The sequence below is a fragment of the Mycobacterium sp. DL592 genome (assembly GCF_011694515.1).
Classification (GTDB): domain Bacteria; phylum Actinomycetota; class Actinomycetes; order Mycobacteriales; family Mycobacteriaceae; genus Mycobacterium.
Map to the genome: position 1 here is coordinate 4,850,696 of NZ_CP050192.1, position 18,982 is coordinate 4,869,677.

Here is an 18,982-nt window from a genome sequence, read left to right on the forward strand (position 1 = left end):
TCTACCCAGTGGGCGCAGGCGCCGAGTACTTGGCGATCAGCTCCTGCTTGTAGAGCTTGCCGGTATCGGTGCGCGGCAGCTGCGGCTCGAACGAGATCGACCGCGGGCACTTGTAGTGCGCCAGCCGCTCGCGCAGCCAGACCAGCAGCTCCTCGGCGAGCTCGTCGGAGGCCTCGGCGTGGTCGACGAGTTGGACCACACCCTTGACCCGCTGTCCCATCTCGTCGTCGGGAATGCCGAATACCGCGGCGTCCATCACCTTGGGATGGATGACGAGCATGTTCTCGGCTTCCTGCGGGTAGATGTTCACCCCGCCGGAGATGATCATGTGGTGGCGGCGGTCGGTGAGATAGAGGTAGCCCTCGTCATCGAGGTAGCCGATGTCACCGACGGTCATCCAGCCCTTCGGGTGCCGCGAGGAGGCGGTCTTCTCGGCGTCGTTGAGGTACTCGAACGTGTTCGCGCTCTCGAAGTAGATCTCGCCGGGCTCGCCGGGCGGTAGCTCGTTGCCCTGCTCGTCGAGGATGTGCAGGTTGCCCACCATCGGTTTGCCCACCGACCCCGGGTGCGCCAGCCACTCCTCGGCGCTGATCAGCGTGGAGCCGATGGCCTCGGAGGAGGCGTAGTACTCGTCGACGATCGGGCCCCACCAGTCGATCATCTGCTTCTTGACCTCGACCGGACAGGGGGCGGCCGCATGCATGACACGCTGCAGGCTGGAGACGTCGTACGAGTTACGCACTGTCTCGGGCAGTTTCAGCATGCGGGTGAACATCACCGGTACGAACTGGCCGTGCGTGATCTGGTGGCGCTGGATGGCGTCCAGGGTGCCCTCGGCGTCGAACTTCTCCATCACGACCACCGGGATGCCCGCGGCCTGCATCGTCATCGACCACACCGAGGGGGCGGTGTGGTACAGCGGCGCCGGGCTGAGGTACACCCCGTCGGGGTTCATCCAGAATGAGACCAGCATGGTCATCAGGCCGGGCGCCTCCGAGGGCGGCAGGTGCGGAAGCTCGCGCTTGATGCCCTTGGGGCGGCCCGTGGTTCCCGACGAGTACTGCAGCAGATCGCCCTCGATCTCGTCGCTGATGGGTGTAATAGGTTGATCCGCAACGCATTCCGGGTAGCTGTGCCACCCGTCCAGATCGCTGGAGGCGTCTGTCGCCGACGATTCGGCTCCGTCAATGACGATCAGCAGTTCGGGCAGCCCGTTGGGGAGCTGCTCGGCCAGGCCTTCCAGCACCGGGCGAAGCTTGGCCGACCCGACGATCGCCTTGGCGGCGCTGTTGTCGATGATGTAGGCGGCCTCGGCTGCGGTGAGGTGGGTGTTGATCGGCACGTAGTACAGCCCGCTGCGGCGGGCCGCCCACATCACGGTGTGGAAGTGCTCGTTGTTCTCCAGCAGGATCGCGACAGCGTCGCCCTCGCGCAGGCCGGCCTCACGGAACAAGTGGGCCAACTGATTTGCCCGGGCTTCCATCTCCCCGAACGTGACGGTCGTGCCCGACGGGTACATGATGACGGCGGGCTTGTCCGGGGTGGCCTCGGCGTGCTCACGGATCTGCATGCGAGCACTTTACGACAGCCGATTTGACGGGTGTCGACTAGGTGTTTCAGGCCAGCGTGACCACGCCGTCGTCCAGGCTGTAGTAGCCGGTGACGACCTTCAGCTTCCCCGAATCCAGGGCCGGCTTGAGTTCACTGGACTGCAGAATCTGATCGCGCGACTGCTCGGCGTTGGCCTTGATGGTCTTGGCCAGCAGATCATCACCCGGCTGTGTCTCGGCGACGGCGACGGCGGGGGTGATCGCCGTGACCAGCGCAGCGACGTCACCGTGCGGTGGGTGGTGGGTCTGCAGCGACTCCAACGTCGCCGACACCGCGCCGCAGTTCTGGTGACCGAGAACCACGATCAGCGGCGAGCCGAGGTGGCCGACGGCGTACTCGATGCTGCCCATTCCGGCGGGGTCAACGATATTGCCGGCGACCCGCACCACGAACAGGTCACCGAGGCCCTGGTCGAAGACGACCTCCGGTGGCAGCCGAGAATCCGAGCAGCTCAACACGATGGCGAACGGCGACTGCGACTTTGCCAGCGAGAGCCGGGTTTCCGGATTCTGGTCGGGGTGCATCATGCGCGCCTCGACGAAGCGCGCGTTGCCCTGCTTGAGCTCGGCGAGGGCCATGTCCGCATCCGAGATGTTCGGCCGGGGCGACTCGGTGGCGATCACCGGGGTCGCGGGCACCGTCACGGTGGTTGTCGTCGCTGTGTTGGTGGGCGCCCCGCAGGCCGCTAGGGCCGCGGCGGCTGCCGACACGCCGGCCGCCCCGAGCAGGGCCCTTCTCGACATCAGGTTGTCCATCACCAGCACCTCTCTTGACTGACTCGCCAAGAGGCTAGCGCGGCAAAGTTCCAGCCGGTGCCCTTTTACCTCGCGAATGGCGCGCGGAGCGTCGCCAGCAGGTGCTTCCGGTTGATCACCATGCCAGCGACCGCCAGCACCGCGTACACGCCGCAAAGAATCATGCGGCCGTGCGTGGAGGTGATGGGGAACTGAATGACGAACAGCGCCAACAACATCCATGCGGTATGGCGGTGGAATCGCAGGGCCAGGATCAGCGCGATGCCCATCATCGTCTGCGTGGCGGTCAGCAACACCTCTTCGATCTGGCGGCCGTCGAGCACCAGGGCGGTCCCACCGCCGCCGGCCAGGTGGGCGATCGGGAGCGAGCCGACCAGCAGGGTCCACTGGTTGACCTTCGACGAGATCAGCGTGGCGATGGCCGCAGTGCCCTTGCCGCGGGCCGCGAAGATGACGGCGATGATGAATTCCGGCGCCTCGGAAGCCAGCGGCGCGAGCCACTGCACCAGCAGAAAGCGGTCCACCCCGAGTTGGGTGCCGGCGCCGATCATGCTCTCCGCGAAGGGTTCCGCACAGGCCAGGATGACGCCGGCAGCGATCACGAACAGCGCGACGACGGTTATGCGGCGGCGCCGGTCCGACAGCGCGCCGATCGCGGCGGCGGTGCCGATCAGTTCGGGCTCTTCGACATCCCCGCGGGTCAGCTTGTAGAGGTAGAAGCCGAACCAGGCCAGCAGGGCGATACCCAGAGTCAGCGTGATGCGGCCGGTGGCCGGGATGATGAACGCCGCGATGCCGGCGACGAGCAGGAAGCCGAGCTCGACGCGGTTGCCCGGATCGAGCATCAGGGTCGTGGTCTTGCGCCCTGTCACCCGGCGGGCCACATAGAGGCTGACCAGGACGACGATCGGCCAGCCGATGCCCATCAGGAGACGGTTGGAGCCGGTCATGTTGGCCGCCGCGTACTGGGTGTACTCGGCATGCTGGCCCGCGGTGTAGGCGTAATAGAGGTCGACGGCGTACTCGGGCAGCACGGCGATGAGCGCGAGCACTGCGATCGCGAGACCACCCGAGACGTCGATCTGGGCGGCTTCGGCGGCCCAGGCCAGCAGGAAGCTGGCGGCCACGACGGCGGCTCCGAAGATCAGCAGCGACACGATGGGCGTGGGGTGCAGCCCGCCGAACCGGGTGACCATCGCCGGCAGGATCAGCAGCGCGGTGATGCTCAGGGAGCGCCACAGCAGGCGCTGGCCCGACAGGGGGGAGGTATCGCCGTTGCGGGACAGGACGCTGGTCATGGTCGGTTCCTCGGCTTAGCGACCCGAGGTGACGCATAGCGAGACTTCGGGTCGACACGGTTCATGTCGGCCGAAGGTCTCGCTCGCCGGATCAACTCTCCGGTGGATGACCGGGCAGCACTGCCGCCAGTATGTCGACCATCCGCTCTGCGGCCCGGGGGCCGCGGGAGGAACTACTCCCCTTCGCTGGAGGTAAGGCTAGCCCACGTCGCACAACCAGGCAACTTAGCAGGGCTATCAAAATGTTCTGGCTTGCTGCTCGAATGTGCTGATCAGGACCATGAAATTTATGAGTTCGGGTGTCCTTAACTCATGCCGCCGCAAACTAGCCGAAAAAGCAGCGAGCCCCGGTGCGCCGAAGCGCCCGGGGCTCGCTGCCTGCGGTCGAATCAGTCCGCTTCGGCCAGACGCTGCTTGAGCGCCTCGAACTCGTCCTTCACGCCGGTCGGCAGCTTCTCGCCGATGAACTCGAACCACTCCTCGATTTGCGGGAGCTCGTCGCGCCACTCGGCGGCGTTGACCTTCAGTGCGTCGAGGACGTCGGCGTCCTCGACGTCCAGGCCGGACAGGTCGAGATCCTCGACCCGCGGCACGGTGCCGATCGGCGTGGATACGCCGTTGGCCTTGCCTTCGACGCGCTCGACGATCCACTTCAGCACGCGGCTGTTCTCACCGAAGCCCGGCCACAGGAAGCGGCCGTCATCACCACGGCGGAACCAGTTGACGAAGAAGATCTTCGGCATCTTGGACTCGTCGGCGTTCTTGCCCAGGTCCAGCCAGTGCTGGCAGTAGTCGCCGGCGTTGTAGCCCAGGAACGGCAGCATCGCCATCGGGTCGCGCCGGATCGCACCCACCTTGCCCTCGGCGGCGGCGGTCTGCTCGCTGCCCAGGGTGGCGCCGATGAACACACCGTGCTGCCAGTCGCGGGCCTGGGTCACCAGCGGCACCGTCGTCTTGCGGCGGCCGCCGAAGAGGATCGCCGAGATCGGCACGCCCTGCGGGTCGTCCCATTCCGGAGCCAGCGTGGGGCACTGCGACATCGGCGTGCAGTAACGGGAGTTCGGGTGGGCCGCCGGGGTGCCGGACTCCGGCGTCCAGTCGTGGCCCTTCCAGTCGACCAGGTGCTGCGGGTCTCCTTCGAGGCCCTCCCACCAGACGCCGCCCTCGTCGGTCATCGCGACGTTGGTGAACACCGTGTTGCCCGCGGCGATGGTCTTCATCGCGTTCGGGTTGGAACTCCAGTTGGTTCCGGGCGCGACCCCGAAGAAGCCGAACTCCGGGTTCACGGCGTAGAGCTGGCCGTCCTTGCCGAACCGCATCCAGGCGATGTCGTCACCGAGGGTCTCAGCACGCCAGCCGGGGATGGTCGGCTGCAGCATCGCCAGGTTGGTCTTGCCGCACGCCGACGGGAAGGCCGCCGCGATGTAGTACGCCTTGTTCTCCGGGGAGATCAGCTTGAGGATCAGCATGTGCTCGGCGAGCCAGCCCTCGTCGCGCGCCATCACCGAGGCGATGCGCAGCGAGTAGCACTTCTTCCCGAGCAGCGCGTTGCCGCCGTAACCCGAGCCGTAGCTCCAGATTTCGCGGGTCTCCGGGAAATGCGAGATGTACTTGGTGTCGTTGCACGGCCAGGGAACGTCGTCCTGCCCGTCCTCAAGGGGGGCGCCCAGCGAGTGCAGGGCCTTGACGAAGAACCCGTCGTCGCCCATCTTCTCCAGGGCCGCCTTGCCCATGCGGGTCATGGTGCGCATCGAGACGACGACGTACTCGGAGTCGGTGATCTCCACGCCGAGCTTCGGGTCGTCGGCACCCAGCGGACCCATGCAGAACGGGACGACATACATGGTGCGGCCGCGCATGCACCCGCGGTACAGCTCGGTCATGAGCGACCGCATCTCGGCGGGGGCCATCCAGTTGTTGGTCGGCCCGGCGTCGACCTCACGCTCGGAGCAGATGAAGGTGCGGGACTCGACGCGCGCGACGTCGGAGGGCTCCGAGCGTGCCAGGTACGAGCTCGGCTCCTCGGAATCGCTCAGCGGAATGAAGGTGCCGGCGGCCACCAGCTGTTGGGCCAGCCGCTGGTATTCCTCCTCGGATCCGTCGGCGAAGACTACCCGGTCGGGCTGTGTCAGCTCAGCGACTTCCTGTACCCAGGCCAGCAGGCCCTGATGCTTGGTCGGTGCCGTGTCCAGACCGGGAATGGTCGCTGAAGTCATCGGTATCTCCTGCGTAGGTTTCTTGCCAGGATGCAGGCCTTATGCCGCAATTAGCGGAGACGGGTCGTCCCTGCAAGAAGGTTAACGCGGGTGAGATACCCGCGGTTAATCGGGATTATGTCCGATCACTCACAGGAACGATTCAGAAAGTCTCAGATCTGCCGATTCATCGATTCAGTTCAGCCGGCAACGGCCAATTCCGCGGTGACAACCTCGATGGCCTGCCGAATCACTGGCATCCGCTTGTCTCGCTCAGTGGACGCCTGCGCCCGAGCCTGAGCGTGCTCACGGATCTCGCGGTCCACCGCGGACAGGGTCTTGTCGTGTGCGGCGGCGTCCCGGGCATCCCGTTCGGCGGCGGCCGAACTCAACACTGACTCGGCGGCCAGCACCCGGGTGGCGACCCGCTCCTCCAGCGCCGCGCGCAGGCCGGCGACGACCTCGCTGACCCACCTGTCGAGCAGCGCCCGATCATGAAGCAGACCCCGGGTTCCGACCACCCACAGCGTCAGGACGATCCCGAGTGCCGCCGCGCCGACCGCTCCGGCGGCCGTCCACTGGGGCGCCACCCCGGCGAAGAACCGGCTCACGGTGAGCGCAACCCCGAGACCGAATCCGGCTCCGAGCAACACCATCAGCCGGGTCTCCAGACGACGCGAGCGCAGCGGCGGACCGGAGACGTCGACCTCAAGGGGCGGGCCCGCCGGCACGTCGAGGGGAAGCGCCAGTTCCCGGCCGACATCGGCAAGGTGAATTGAGATGCCCTCGTCGACCTCGTCGACCACCTCGGCGACCCGGCGACGGACGTAGTCGACGAACGGTGCCCGCCCGCGGCGGCTCAACGATGCCGCGTCGTCCTGCAGTTCAGCGCGCACCGACGTGCAGCGGCCGCGGGCGAAGTAACTCAGCTGCACCCGGGCCTGCTGCACCCGGGAGCGCAGCGCGATGGCCCGCTCGGTTTTCTCCACCCGGCGCCGGTGCAACACCTCGGCGCGGTGTTCAGACAAGGCCGCCAGCCGGGCTTCCGGGCCGACGCCCGCAGCATCCCGCTCGAGCCGCGCCACCAGAGATGACAAGCGACTATCCCAGGCGCGCAATCGATTTCGGCGTTCCAGATCGGGCCGGGCAAGGGCCTCGGAGATCGCGGCGACGAGATCGTCGAGCACCGGCTCCCCCAGATCGGGCGCCGGCGCCGCACCGACCCAGGTGAGGTCCCGGTAGCGGGCCGCGTGGGCGGCCAGCAGCGCACGGTTGGCCTCCAGCACGTCGCGCCAGGTGCGGTGTACGTCGATCTTGGCCACCACGCCGATCACGGTGTCGGTGTCGGCGGCCGCAGCGTCGAGCAACTCACAATCCGATTCCGTCAGCGGCGCGGTCGCCGACACCACGAACACCACCGCGGCCGGGGCGTCGCCGGGCCCGAGGTCGGCGGTCTCGACGAACGTGTGCGACGCAACGCGATCGCGCAACGCGTCGGCCACGCTCGTGGTGCCCGCCAGCCACGGACCGGTGACGAGTACGACCTCGCGGCGGGTGATCGCCGGCGCCGGAAGGCCGGGATCGACCGCCCACACCAGGGAGTCGACGGCGTCGTCACTCACGGCAGGGCTCGATGTCGCCGGCCCTGCGGCTCCGGGGTTCGATGTCGCCGGCCCTGCGGCTCCGGCGGCTCCGGGACTCCGCCGGCCCGCTCCCACAACCGCAGCGAGCCGCGCACGATGTCCGAGCCGCACGACTGATGCAGCCGCGACACCGGCCCGCGGCTGTAGCGCTGCCAGTCCCGCGCCCGCCGCAGCAGCGCCTGCTCGGTGAGCGTGCGGTCCACGTGCATGCCGTCGGCTTCGACCACCTCGATCGCCGCGGCCATCCGGGCGGCGAGCACCGTGTCATTGCCGAGGCTGTCGGCCGCCAATCCGCTGACCAGTCGGCGATAGCGGGCGGCGGCGGACAGCCGGTGGATCGCCGTCAGCAGGCCGTCGACCGCGCTGGCGTGCCGCAGCGCCGCCATCACTCCGGCCCGGTCGGCGCCGTCGCGCAGGGCCCGCACTGCGTGCGCGATACCGAACAGGTCCAACCCGGCCAGCAGCCGCGCCCGGACGTGCGCCGGCACGGGATGCTCGCCGGTCACGAAGCCGTCGGTGCAGCTCAGGTCGGCAGGTTCGGTAGTCAAGGTCTGCAGCGCCTGCATGGCCGACTGGTCCAGCACGGAGCCGTCGAGGGCGGCCAGCGCAGCCAGGCCAGCCAGCGGCAGCACGGGCGACCCGATCGCGTCCTGCAGCTGCCGGCAGCGCTCGGCGGCCGCCGCTACGGGGCCCTGGCCACCGAACCCCGTCAGGTCGGCCTTGTTGAGCACCGCGACACAGGGCCGCAGCGGTGCCGTCAAAACAGCCAGGTCCTCCGGTTTGGCCGTCTCGGCCAGAACGTAGACGTCGACATCGTGGGGCACCTCCGGCGCGACGACCTCGACACCGGCCGCACGCAGCGCCCGGGAGACCGTGCGCCGTCCGCACCCGGCCCGGCCCCCGACCGCCACTCGGGTGTTCGCCGCCATGGCGGTCATGGTGGCATCAGCGCGAGGAGCGCGCGAGCCACCCGGCGTAGGCAACTGTTGGGTATCAATCTGCACCACGATGCGGGTACACCCCTGTCTATGAGCGACGATGGACGGATGCATGCGCAGGGTGGCTCCGCCGCGCCCGAAACCCTCGGGTCGGCGCATGGCTATCCCCGCGTCACGAGCTTCCGTAACCGGCGCTCGACGCTCACCGAGGCGCAGCAGGACTTGTGGGACAGACGCTGGAACGACATCGGCACGCAGGCCCGATTCGGGGAGCAGGCCGCGGGCCTGCTCGATACCGACGCCTGGTTCGGCCGCCACGCCCCCGTCGTCCTGGAGATCGGGTGCGGAACAGGGACCTCGACCCTGGCGATGGCCAAGACCGAGCCGGACATCGACGTGGTCGCCGTCGAGGTGTACCGGCGTGGCCTCGCGCAATTGCTCAGCGCGATCGACCGGGAGAACGTGACCAACATCCGGCTGATCCGGGGCGACGCGATGGACGTGCTGGAGAACATGTTCGCGACCGGGACGCTGACGGGGGTCAGAGTGTTCTTCCCGGACCCGTGGCCGAAGTCGCGCCACCACAAGCGCCGGTTCCTCAAGGCCGAGACCGTGGCGCTCATCGCCGACCGGTTGCGTCCCGGCGGCGTCCTGCACGCCGCGACCGACCACGCCGGCTACGCCGAGCAGATCGCCGAGGTCGGCGACGCCGAACCGCTGCTGCGCCGGGCCGACCAGGGCGACGAACTGCCCATGTCGGTGCAGCGGCCGACCACAAAGTACGAAGGCAAGGCGCACGATGCGGGCAGCTCGGTCAGCGAACTCATCTGGATGAAGCGACCATGAGTGTGATGGAAGAAACGGAACCCGTCCCGGTTCCCGACGTGCCACCCGCCGACAGCGACGTGACGAGCCCCACGGCACAGCGGGTGCTGCTGGTCTGGGACGCGCCGAACCTCGACATGGGCCTGGGCTCGATCCTCGGCGGCCGGCCCACGGCCGCTCACCGGCCCCGGTTCGACGCACTCGGCCGCTGGCTGCTCGGCCGCACCAGCGAGATCGCCGCCGGGCAACCCGACATCACTGTGGAACCTGAGGCGACGGTATTCACCAATATCGCCCCAGGCAGCGCCGATGTCGTCCGCCCATGGGTCGAGGCGCTGCGTAACGTGGGATTCGCGGTCTTCGCCAAACCGAAGATCGACGAGGATAGCGACGTGGACAGCGACATGCTCGCCCACATCGCGCAGCGCCACCTCGAAGGCTTGGCCGCCGTACTGGTGGCCTCGGCCGACGGTCAGGCGTTCCGGGCCCCCCTGGAAGACATCGCCCGCTCCGGCATCCCGGTGTCCGTGCTCGGATTTCGCGAACATGCGAGCTGGGCATTAGCGTCGGATACCTTGGAGTTCGTCGACCTGGAGGACATTCCTGGTGTTTTCCGAGAGCCGCTGCCGCGAATCGGCCTAGATTCGCTACCAGAGCAAGGGGCGTGGCTACAGCCATTCCGGCCGCTGTCCTCGCTACTGACATCGCGGGTCTGAGCAAGAGAACCCGATGCGCAGGTCATACAGACTTAGTTAGGAGATTACGTGTTCGCCTGGTGGGGTCGAACTGTGTATCGCTACCGATACATCGTGATCGCAGTCATGGTCGCGCTGTGCCTCGGCGGCGGCATCTACGGTGCCAGCCTCGGCAAGCACGTCACACAGAGTGGTTTCTACGACGAGGGCAGTCAGTCGGTCAAGGCGTCGCTGATCGCCGACGCCGCCTACGGCCGGGACACCTCCGGCCACATCATCGCGATCTACACCGCACCGGACGGCAAGACCGTCGACGACCCGGCGTTCAAGAAGAAGATCCTGGACAACCTCGCCCAGGTCGAGAAGGACCATCCCGACGAGATCCTGCGGTCGATCGGCTACTTCAAGAGCCCCGAGCTGCTGTCCAACATGGCCGACGCGGACAAGAAGCACGCGTTCATGTCGATCCAGCTCAAGGGCAATGACGACGACACCATCCTGAACAACTTCAAGAAGGTCGACAAGGACTTCTTCATCGACGGTGTCAACGTCAAGCTGGCCGGCCTGCAACCACTGGCCGCTGAGCTGACCGGAACCATCGGCGAGGACCAGCAGCGCGCCGAGGTGGCCGCCATCCCGCTGGTCGCGGTGCTGCTCTTCTTCGTCTTCGGCGGCGTGATCGCCGCCAGCCTTCCCGCGATCATCGGCGGTCTGTCCATCCTGGGCGCCCTGGGCATCGTGCGGTTGACCGCCCTGGTCACCCCCGTGCACTTCTTCGCCCAGCCCGTCGTCACGCTGATCGGCCTGGGTATCGCGATCGACTACGGGTTGTTCATCGTCAGCCGATTCCGGGAGGAACTCGCCGAAGGCTACGACACCGAGACGGCGATCCGGCGCACGATGATGACGTCGGGCCGCACGGTGGTGTTCTCCGCGGTGATCATCGTGGCGTCGTCGCTGCCGCTGTTGCTGTTCCCGCAGGGCTTCCTCAAGTCCATCACCTACGCGATCATCGCCTCGGTGATGCTGGCGGCGATCCTGTCGATCACCGTCCTGGCTGCCATTCTGGCCATCCTCGGTCCCAACGTCGACGCCCTCGGTGTGCGCACTCTGCTGCGGGTGCCGTTCCTGCGCAACTGGACCTTCTCGCGCCGGATCATCGACTGGTTCGCGGAGAAGACGCAGAAGACCAAGACGCGCGAAGAGGTCGAGAACGGCTTCTGGGGCAAGCTCGTCAACCGGGTGATGAAGCGGCCGATTCTGTTCGCCGCCCCGATCGTCATCTTCATGATCGTGCTGATCATCCCGCTGGGGAAGCTGGCTCTCGGCGGCATCAGCGAGAAGTACCTGCCGCCGGACAACTCGGTGCGCCAGGCCCAGGAGGAGTTCGACAAGATCTTCCCCGGCTTCCGCACCGAGCCGATCACGCTGGTGATGAAGGGCAACAACGGTCAGCCCGTCACCGATCAGCAGGTCGCCGAGGTTCGCAACAAAGCCATGTCGGTCAGTGGTTTCACCGACCCGGACAACAATCCCGACGCCATGTGGAAGGAACGCTCCTACCTCGACGGCGCCTCCAAGGACCCGTCCGTGCGGGTGATCCAGAACGGCCTGGTCAATCGAACTGACGCGGGTAAGAAGATCATCGAGTTGCGGTCGATCGCCCCACCGAAGGGCGTATCGGTGTACGTCGGCGGCACGCCCGCGCTGGAGCAGGACAGTATCCACAGCCTGTTCGACAAACTTCCGCTGATGGTCGTGCTGCTCATCACCACGACGACGATCCTGATGTTCCTGGCCTTCGGGTCGCTGGTGCTGCCCATCAAGGCGGCGCTCATGAGCGCGCTGACCCTTGGTTCCACGATGGGCGTGCTGACCTGGATGTTCGTCGACGGGCACGGGGCCGGCCTGATGAACTACACGCCACAACCGTTGTTCGCGCCGATGATCGGTCTGATCATCGCGGTGATCTACGGGCTGTCCACCGACTACGAAGTGTTCCTGGTGTCCCGCATGGTGGAGGCCCGAGAACGCGGGATGTCCACCACCGAGGCCATCCGGATCGGCACCGCAACCACCGGCCGGCTCATCACGGCCGCGGCCTTGGTGCTGGCCGTGGTGGCGGGCGCGTTCGTGTTCTCCGACCTGGTGATGATGAAGTATCTGGCCTTCGGTCTGCTGATCGCGTTGCTGCTCGACGCGACGATCGTCCGCATGTTCCTGGTGCCGGCCATCATGAAGCTGCTCGGCGACGACTGCTGGTGGGCGCCGCGCTGGATGAAGCGACTGCAGGTCAAGATCGGTCTCGGCGAGACGCACCTGCCCGACGAGCGCAAGCGTCCGGTCGTCCGCGAGCCCGCCGAGGCACTGGTCGGGGCCGGTGCGACCGCCGCACCCGAACCGCGCACCCGCCCGGCCCCCGATCCCACGCACCCGGGAGGCCGAGCGGCCCCCCGCGCGGTGGGCCGCGGCGAGTACCCGCCTGCTCCCGCGCCGCACGACGCACCGTCGGCGGCGGGTACCGCCCGCCTGGCCGACCCGCAGGGCGTGCCGGCCAACGACGCACCGACCACCCGGTTCACAGTGGCCAAGAACGCGGTGCGCAACGCGGTGAACAATGCCGCGGCGGCCGCCCGATCGAGCCGTCCCGACCAGCCCCCCGCCCCGGATCGCGAGATCGAGTCGTGGCTCGGCGAGCTGCGCGGCAAGACCCCGCCCGCATCGCCGCCGCAGCCGTCGGCCGAACCGACCCATGCGATGGCCGCCCCGGAGGATGCGACCACGGCCATTCCGAAGCCGCCTGCCGCCACCGACGACGTCCCGCCTGCGCTCTCAGCGGAGGAAACCCGTGCGATCCCGATCAGCCGCCCCGAGTCGGGCGACTCCGAGGTGGCCACCGAGAAACTCAACGCCCGCGGCCAGAAAGAGGGCGAAGACCGTCCGCGCCGCGGTGGCGGAGTCAGCGCGGCCGACCTGCTGCGCCGGGAGGGCAGGCTCTAGCCGAAGCCCAGGTATCGGCAGGAAAGTTTAACCGGGACAGGCTATTTCGCTGATTTCGGCGGAACCGTGTCAGGTTCGGAGTCGATCACGACGCCGCCGTCGTCGGCCTCGAGCTCGGCAGCCTCCTGGTCGGGGTTGTCGGCGACCAGCACCCGGATGGCGCTGTTGAGGAATGCCACCAGCGGCACGGCCAGCAGTGCGCCGACGATTCCGGCGAGCACACCGCCGGCAGCGATCGCGAGCACGATCGCCAGCGGATGGATCGCGACCGCTCGGCCCATCACGAACGGCTGCAGGATGTGGGCCTCCAACTGCTGGACCGCAACGATCAACCCCAGCGTGATGAGGGCGTAGACGAAGCCCTTGGCCAGCAGGGCGACGATGACGGCCAGCAGTCCGCTGATCACCGCACCGACCAGCGGAATAAAGGCACCCAGGAACACCAGCGACGCCAGTGGCAGGGCCAACGGGACGCCCATGATGGCCAGGCCCGTGCCGATGCCGACGGCGTCGACCAGTGCCACCAGGAAGGTGGCCCGGACGTAGCCGATCAGCGAGCCGAATCCGGCCCGGCCGGCCGCGCGCACCCGCTCCCGGGTGCCTGACGGGACGATCCTGGTCACGAACGAGTAGATGTTGCGTCCGCCGTGCAACAGGAAGATCAGGGTGAACAGAACCAGGAACGCGCCGGTGATGATCTCGGTCAGCGTGGCCGCCGTCGACAGCGCCCCGGTGGTGAGCTTCTCCTGGTTGTCGCGTAATGCCTTGATCGCGGTATTGCCCGCGTTGTCGATCTGCTCACGGCTCAGGTGCGCCGGGCCCTCGATGAGCCAGTCACGGAGGCTGTCGATGCTTCGGGTGACCTCCTCGACCAGGCTCGGCAAGCCCGAAACGAATTGGCTGACAACGAAAGTCAGTATCCCGCCGAACACCCCGAAGCCGCCCAGGAGCACCAGCGCCACCGCGCCACCGCGCGGTGCGCCGCGCCGGTCGAGCCAGTCGACGGCCGGCAGCATCAGTGCGGCCACCATGGTGGCCAGCGCCACCGGCACGATGATGACCTGGAGCTTGGCGACCAGCCACAGCAGTACTGCGATGACCCCGGCAATGACCAGCAGGCGCCATGACCACGCGGCGGCCTTGCGGATCAGCGGATCTACCGAATCGCTGTCCGAATCACGAGTGGCCGGCATGAGGCAAGCCTAGTAGCAGGCGACATCGTTGCCCGCGAGAACACTCATCGGCTCGCAAACCCGCAGGCCGACGCGGCGGCCCCAGCCGCCCAAAGACGGCGCCGCAGGAAACTCCGGCAAAACAGATCAAGACCGTAATAGACCGCGGCGAAAATTAGACCTATAGTCCGTTTCGTCGGCCGTCGATCGTCGTGAAGACCGACCTTCGTGAAACTTCTGATCCCTGGTGGGGGTATGGGTTCAATGGGTACTGCTGCGTCACAAGCTACCGCTCAGCACGGGCGCGACGGCTCCGCGAAGGGTGGCATGCGCCTGAGCCGTGTCGAGTACGGCCTTGCAGCACTTCATCATTCGCACGCTGCAACCTGGATCGGGGCATCGGCCATCGCGCTGGGCGTGGGAGCGGCAATCGCGTCGATGCCCGTGGCGTCGGCTGACGACGGCGGCGCGACCGGATCGACGGGACCGTCGGCGTCGAGTAGTTCCACCGCCGGTGGATCACCGAAATCGACCGGACACTCCGCGTCGTCGCGAGCCGCGAAGAAGCCGCAGCCGGCACAGGGTGACTCCGCATCGGCGGCGAGCACGGCAGCCACATCCACCAGGAAACCCGCAGCCGCAACTCGGATCACCACTACGGCGAGCAGCGCCGAAACGGTGGACACTCCCAGAGCAGCCTCGGTGATGTCCACCCCGGGGGCCGCAGCAGTCTTCACTCCCCCGACAGCCGAGAGCATCCTGCGGATCTTCGTTGGCGACGGCACTCCCACCAACCCCAATGGCGGGATTCTCGCCGGAAACGGCTATTCCTGGAACGCGGACACCTGCTCGGCAGGTACTGCCTGCAATGGCGGCAACAGCGGAGTCTTCGGTAACGGCGGCAACGGATTCAACGGCGGCAACGGCGGCAGCGCCGGCTGGTTCGGTGACGGCGGAGCCGGTGGTGACGGTGTGGCAACCGTCAACGGCGGTGCCGGCGGCAATGGCGGCCGCGGCGGCCTGATCGCCGGTAACGGCGGCGCGGGCGGCGCGGGCGCGCAGGTCACGGCCGGATCGACCGGAGGCCGCGGCGGCTCGGCTGGTCTGGCCGGCAACGGCGGTGTCGGCGGCAACGGCGGCAGGTCGACCGGGGCCTACCACGGCGGAAATGGTGGCCGCGGCGGCAACGGCGGCCTGTTCCTGGGCGATGGCGCCGATGGCGGCGCCGGTGGTGCCGCCATCCAGAACGGACAGACCGGCGGCGCCGGCGGAAACGGCGGGGACACCGGCCTGTTGACGATCTGGAGCACCAAGGCCGACGGTGGCGCGGCCGCCGGAAATGGCGGGGCAGGCGGCGGCGGCAGCTTTGGCGGACGCGGCGGAGACGGCGGCAGCGGCGGCCTGTTCTCTCTGCTGGCCTTCGGCGGTGACGGCGGCGTGGGCGGCGACAGCCCGGCCAAGGGCGTCACCGCCACCGACCACGGCGGCAACGGCGGCACCGGCGGGCGCGGCGGTCTGTGGGCAGGCAACGGCGGCAACGGCGGCAACGGCGGCATCGGTGGTGGCGACGGCGGAGACGGCGGCAGCGTGGGTCTGCTGTCGGTCTTCGGCGCCGGTGGCGACGGCGGTGCCGGCGGGTTGGGACAGGACGGCTACGTCGGAATCAACGGCGCCGATCCCGGCAAGGTCCCCGGCAACTCCATCAACGGCACTGCAGGTTCGCCCGGCGGCGCTGGCGGCTCGGGCGGTCGCGGCGGTAACGGCAGCTGGATCGTCGGAGCCGGCGGTAATGGTGGCAACGGTGGCGCCGGCGGGGACGGCGGCCAGGGCGGGACCGGCTACTCCCCATGGACGAACACCATCGACACCGGGCTGCTCGGCGGCAACGGCGGAGACGGCGGCGCCGGTGGTCCCGGCGGCGCGGCCGGAGGCGCGGCAGGCACCGGAGCGGTGTTCTTCGTCTTCGCCGCCAACGGCGAGGCCGGCAGCAGCGGCGCCGGCGGCAAGGGCGGTAAGGGCGGCGACGGCGGCAACGGCCGTACGTCGACCGATCAGACGGTCGGTGGCAGCGGCGGCAAGGCCGGCAACGGCGGCCCAGGCGCGGTCGGCGGCAGCGGGGCCGACGGCGGCAACGGGGGCGCCGGGGGCGCCGGCGGCACCGGCGCGTACGGCAGCGCTCAGGGTGGCAACGGCGGCAACGGGGGCAATGGCGGAGGCGCCGGCGACGGTGGCGCCGGCGGCCAGGGCGGTGTCGGCGGATCGGCCGGCGGCGGCGGGACCGGCGGCAACAGCACCGCCACCGCGGGCAACGGTGGCACCGGCGGTAACGGCGGCGCCGGCGGTGACGGCGGGACAGGCGGTCAGGGCGGCGCGGCCGGTGAGGGCGCCGACGGCGGCACGCCCAACGGGTCCAGTGGTACGAACGGCGGACGCGGCGCCAACGGAACTCCCACCGCGGGTGCGGTCGCGGCGGTGGGATCCGCGGCGGCCGCACTCCCGACATCGGTGTCGGCGTGGGCACATGCCATCACCGCGGGGCCCGAGGCGTTCCTGTCCGAGATCGGCCGTCAGATCGGCTATCTCTTCTTCAACCGCGCGCCCAGCCTGACCTTCGACGTCGGCGGCCAGGGCACCGGGCCGAACAAGCAGATCGTGGTCACCGCAAATGGTGCCAGCAACAACGGCTACGGGGTGACCTACACGATCACCCAGCAGCCGAAGTACGGCACCGTCGTCGCCGGTGAGCAGCCGGGCACGTTCATCTACACGGCGAACGACGCGCTGATCAACCCTGGTATCACCGACTCGTTCACGGTGAGCGTCGACAACGGGACCCAGGCGAAGCTGCCTGGGATTGCCGGAATGATTCAGGGACTGCTGCACTCGCTGGCGATCATGGTCGGTGCGGCGAAGCCCGACACCATCGCGGAGCCGGTGAACGTCACGGTGGCCGGCACCGGGGTGTACGGCAACGCCCAGCAGGCCAAGCAGTTCTGGGTCAGCCAGAGCTACTCCAACTGCCAGATGCAGGCTGCGGCATCCGCGGTCATGCAGGCCCTCGGACTGACACCCCCGGCCGATATCGAAGAGCAGTGGGTCACCTGGGCCAAGACCACCGACAGCGTGGCCCGGCCCGGCGACAAGATGTACCTGGACGCCAACACCGATATCGGTGTCGCGACAGTGGACGCCATCGCGCTGATGGAGCAGCACTACAACGTGACGGCCACCCGCACGCTGTATGACCCCACTCAGGCCGGCGGCCAGGTGGCGCTGCGCGATCTGCAGGCCGCACTGGCCGAGGGCAAAGCAGCGATGGTCGCCTATCCGGTCGCGATCGTCTGGACCGGGGCGGGCATCGGCTACATCCCGGACAAGGACACCAGCTACACCCAAGCCGATCACGCCGCGGTGGTGACCCAGGTCGATCTCGCGAACGGCCTGGTATATGTCAACGACAGCTCCATGACCGACAACCCGCCGGCGGGCACCGCCCAGATCCCGAATGTCGGCCAGGGCAAGGCCATCCCGATCGGCGTGTTCCTGGCCGGTTGGCAGGTCGCCGACTACGACCTGACGATCGTGGCGGCCAACGCACCCACGACCACCACGTAGGTGGCCGCGGGCGATCTGGCCCGATGATCGACCGACATCCCGCGACGGACACCGTCGAGAGCACCCTTCGCCGTTACCCTGAACCACGTGTCCTACGACGCGCCGGTCGACGCCGCCCGCGAGGAACACGAACCGCCGGCACGCGGGAAGTACTGGTGGGTCCGCTGGGCGGTGATCGGCGTTGCGCTGATCGTCTTGGCCGTCGAGGCGTCCCTGGTGTGGGACCAATTGTCCAAGGCGTGGATGAGCCTACTGACCGCCAACTGGTGGTGGGTGCTGGCCGCGGTCGCGGCCGCCGTGCTGTCGATGCACAGCTTCGCCCAGATTCAGCGCACCCTGCTGCGGTCGGCTGGGGTGATCGTGCACCAGTGGCGTTCGGAGGCGGCGTTCTACGCCGGCAACGCGCTGAGCACCACCATGCCGGGCGGACCGGTGCTCTCGGCGACCTTCGTCTACCGCCAGCAGCGCACCTGGGGCGCCTCGCCGGTGGTGGCGTCCTGGCAGCTGGTGATGTCAGGCGCCCTGCAGGTGGTGGGCCTGGCCCTGCTGGGCCTCGGCGGTGCATTCTTGTTGGGCGCCAAGAACAATCCGTTCTCACTGCTGTTCACCCTCGGCGGCTTCATCGCGCTGCTGCTGCTCGCCCAGGCGGTGGCGACCCGTCCCGAACTGATCGACGGGATCGGGGCGAGGGTGCTGGGCTGGGTCAACTCGGTGCGAGGAAAGCCACCGGAGACCGGGTTGCACAAGTGGCGCGCGACGCTGAGCCAGCTGGAGTCGGTGAGCCTGAACCGCCGCGAACTCGGGGTCGCGTTCAGTTGGTCGCTGTTCAACTGGGTGGCCGACGTCGCCTGCCTGGCGTTCGCGGCCTACGCCGCCGGCGGCAAGCCGTCGCTTGCCGGGCTGACCGTGGCCTACGCCGCGGCCCGCGCGGTCGGGTCGATCCCGTTGATGCCGGGTGGCCTCCTGGTGGTGGAAGCCGTGCTGGTCCCCGGTCTGGTGTCCAGCGGGATGACGCTGCCCGACGCCATCTCGGCGATGCTGATCTATCGCCTGGTCAGCTGGATCTTCATTTCGGCGATCGGCTGGGTGGTGTTCTTCTTCATGTTCCGCACCGAGGGTGCATTGGATCCCGATGCCGTCGTCGAGGAGCTCGCCGCCGAGGACGCCGCCGATCAGCTCCGGCTCGACGACCCCGGCGACAGCGCCCTGCAGGGGCCGCTTCCACCACCCGAACC

The 18,982-nt window shown here is 68.4% G+C and carries 12 protein-coding genes and 1 pseudogene; 5 read left to right on the forward strand and 8 right to left on the reverse strand.

Annotation, left to right across the window (positions count from 1 at the left end; genetic code table 11):
- Window position 1 precedes the first annotated feature (1 nt).
- From fadD4 to HBE64_RS23245, 6 genes are all read right to left on the reverse strand, one after another.
- The gene (gene fadD4 / locus HBE64_RS23220) at window positions 2-1,570 is read right to left on the reverse strand and encodes a fatty-acid--CoA ligase FadD4 (protein WP_167107792.1); all 1,569 of its coding nucleotides are present in this window, start codon (window positions 1,568-1,570) and stop codon (window positions 2-4) included.
- A 46-nt stretch (window positions 1,571-1,616) separates the two neighbouring features.
- Window positions 1,617-2,366, reverse strand: a complete 750-nt coding sequence (locus HBE64_RS23225) for a carbonic anhydrase (RefSeq protein ID WP_167107795.1) — start codon at window positions 2,364-2,366, stop codon at window positions 1,617-1,619.
- Window positions 2,367-2,431: 65 nt separating this feature from the next.
- Window positions 2,432-3,664, reverse strand: a complete 1,233-nt coding sequence (locus tag HBE64_RS23230; RefSeq protein WP_167107798.1) for a sodium:proton exchanger — start codon at window positions 3,662-3,664, stop codon at window positions 2,432-2,434.
- A 389-nt stretch (window positions 3,665-4,053) separates the two neighbouring features.
- Window positions 4,054-5,880 carry a phosphoenolpyruvate carboxykinase (GTP) gene (locus HBE64_RS23235; protein WP_167107801.1) on the reverse strand — a complete coding sequence of 609 codons (1,827 nt, stop codon included), beginning with the start codon at window positions 5,878-5,880 and terminating at the stop codon, window positions 4,054-4,056.
- A 179-nt stretch (window positions 5,881-6,059) separates the two neighbouring features.
- Entirely contained in the window at window positions 6,060-7,481 is a 1,422-nt protein-coding gene (locus tag HBE64_RS23240; RefSeq protein ID WP_167107804.1) for a hypothetical protein, read from the reverse strand.
- A complete protein-coding gene (locus tag HBE64_RS23245) occupies window positions 7,478-8,431 on the reverse strand; it encodes a hypothetical protein (RefSeq protein ID WP_208300535.1) in 954 nt (317 codons plus the stop codon). The genes HBE64_RS23240 and HBE64_RS23245 overlap by 4 nt, the downstream gene beginning before the upstream one ends.
- 99 nt (window positions 8,432-8,530) lie before the next feature.
- On the opposite strand from HBE64_RS23245, the gene trmB reads away from it, so the two are divergent.
- The 3 genes from trmB to HBE64_RS23260 are packed head-to-tail and all read left to right on the forward strand — an operon-like array spanning window position 8,531 to window position 12,960.
- Window positions 8,531-9,286, forward strand: a complete 756-nt coding sequence (gene trmB, locus HBE64_RS23250; RefSeq protein ID WP_167107807.1) for a tRNA (guanosine(46)-N7)-methyltransferase TrmB — start codon at window positions 8,531-8,533, stop codon at window positions 9,284-9,286.
- A complete protein-coding gene (locus tag HBE64_RS23255) occupies window positions 9,283-9,981 on the forward strand; it encodes an NYN domain-containing protein (protein ID WP_167107810.1) in 699 nt (232 codons plus the stop codon). The genes trmB and HBE64_RS23255 overlap by 4 nt, the downstream gene beginning before the upstream one ends.
- Before the next feature lie 48 nt (window positions 9,982-10,029).
- Complete coding sequence (locus HBE64_RS23260; protein ID WP_167107813.1) at window positions 10,030-12,960, forward strand: MMPL family transporter; 2,931 nt, start codon at window positions 10,030-10,032, stop codon at window positions 12,958-12,960.
- Between the two features lie 41 nt (window positions 12,961-13,001).
- Here HBE64_RS23260 and HBE64_RS23265 read toward each other — a convergent pair whose 3' ends face one another.
- Complete coding sequence (locus HBE64_RS23265) at window positions 13,002-14,153, reverse strand: AI-2E family transporter (protein WP_167107816.1); 1,152 nt, start codon at window positions 14,151-14,153, stop codon at window positions 13,002-13,004.
- Window positions 14,154-14,500: 347 nt separating this feature from the next.
- Window positions 14,501-14,818 carry a hypothetical protein gene (locus tag HBE64_RS23270; protein ID WP_167107819.1) on the reverse strand — a complete coding sequence of 106 codons (318 nt, stop codon included), beginning with the start codon at window positions 14,816-14,818 and terminating at the stop codon, window positions 14,501-14,503.
- On the opposite strand from HBE64_RS23270, the gene HBE64_RS24930 reads away from it, so the two are divergent.
- The gene (locus HBE64_RS24930; protein WP_167107822.1) at window positions 14,811-17,747 is read left to right on the forward strand and encodes a hypothetical protein; all 2,937 of its coding nucleotides are present in this window, start codon (window positions 14,811-14,813) and stop codon (window positions 17,745-17,747) included. The two genes, HBE64_RS23270 and HBE64_RS24930, sit on opposite strands and share 8 nt — an antisense overlap.
- Before the next feature lie 91 nt (window positions 17,748-17,838).
- Window positions 17,839-18,876: pseudogene (locus tag HBE64_RS23280) on the forward strand (YbhN family protein); the annotation flags it as partial.
- Window positions 18,877-18,982 lie beyond the last annotated feature (106 nt).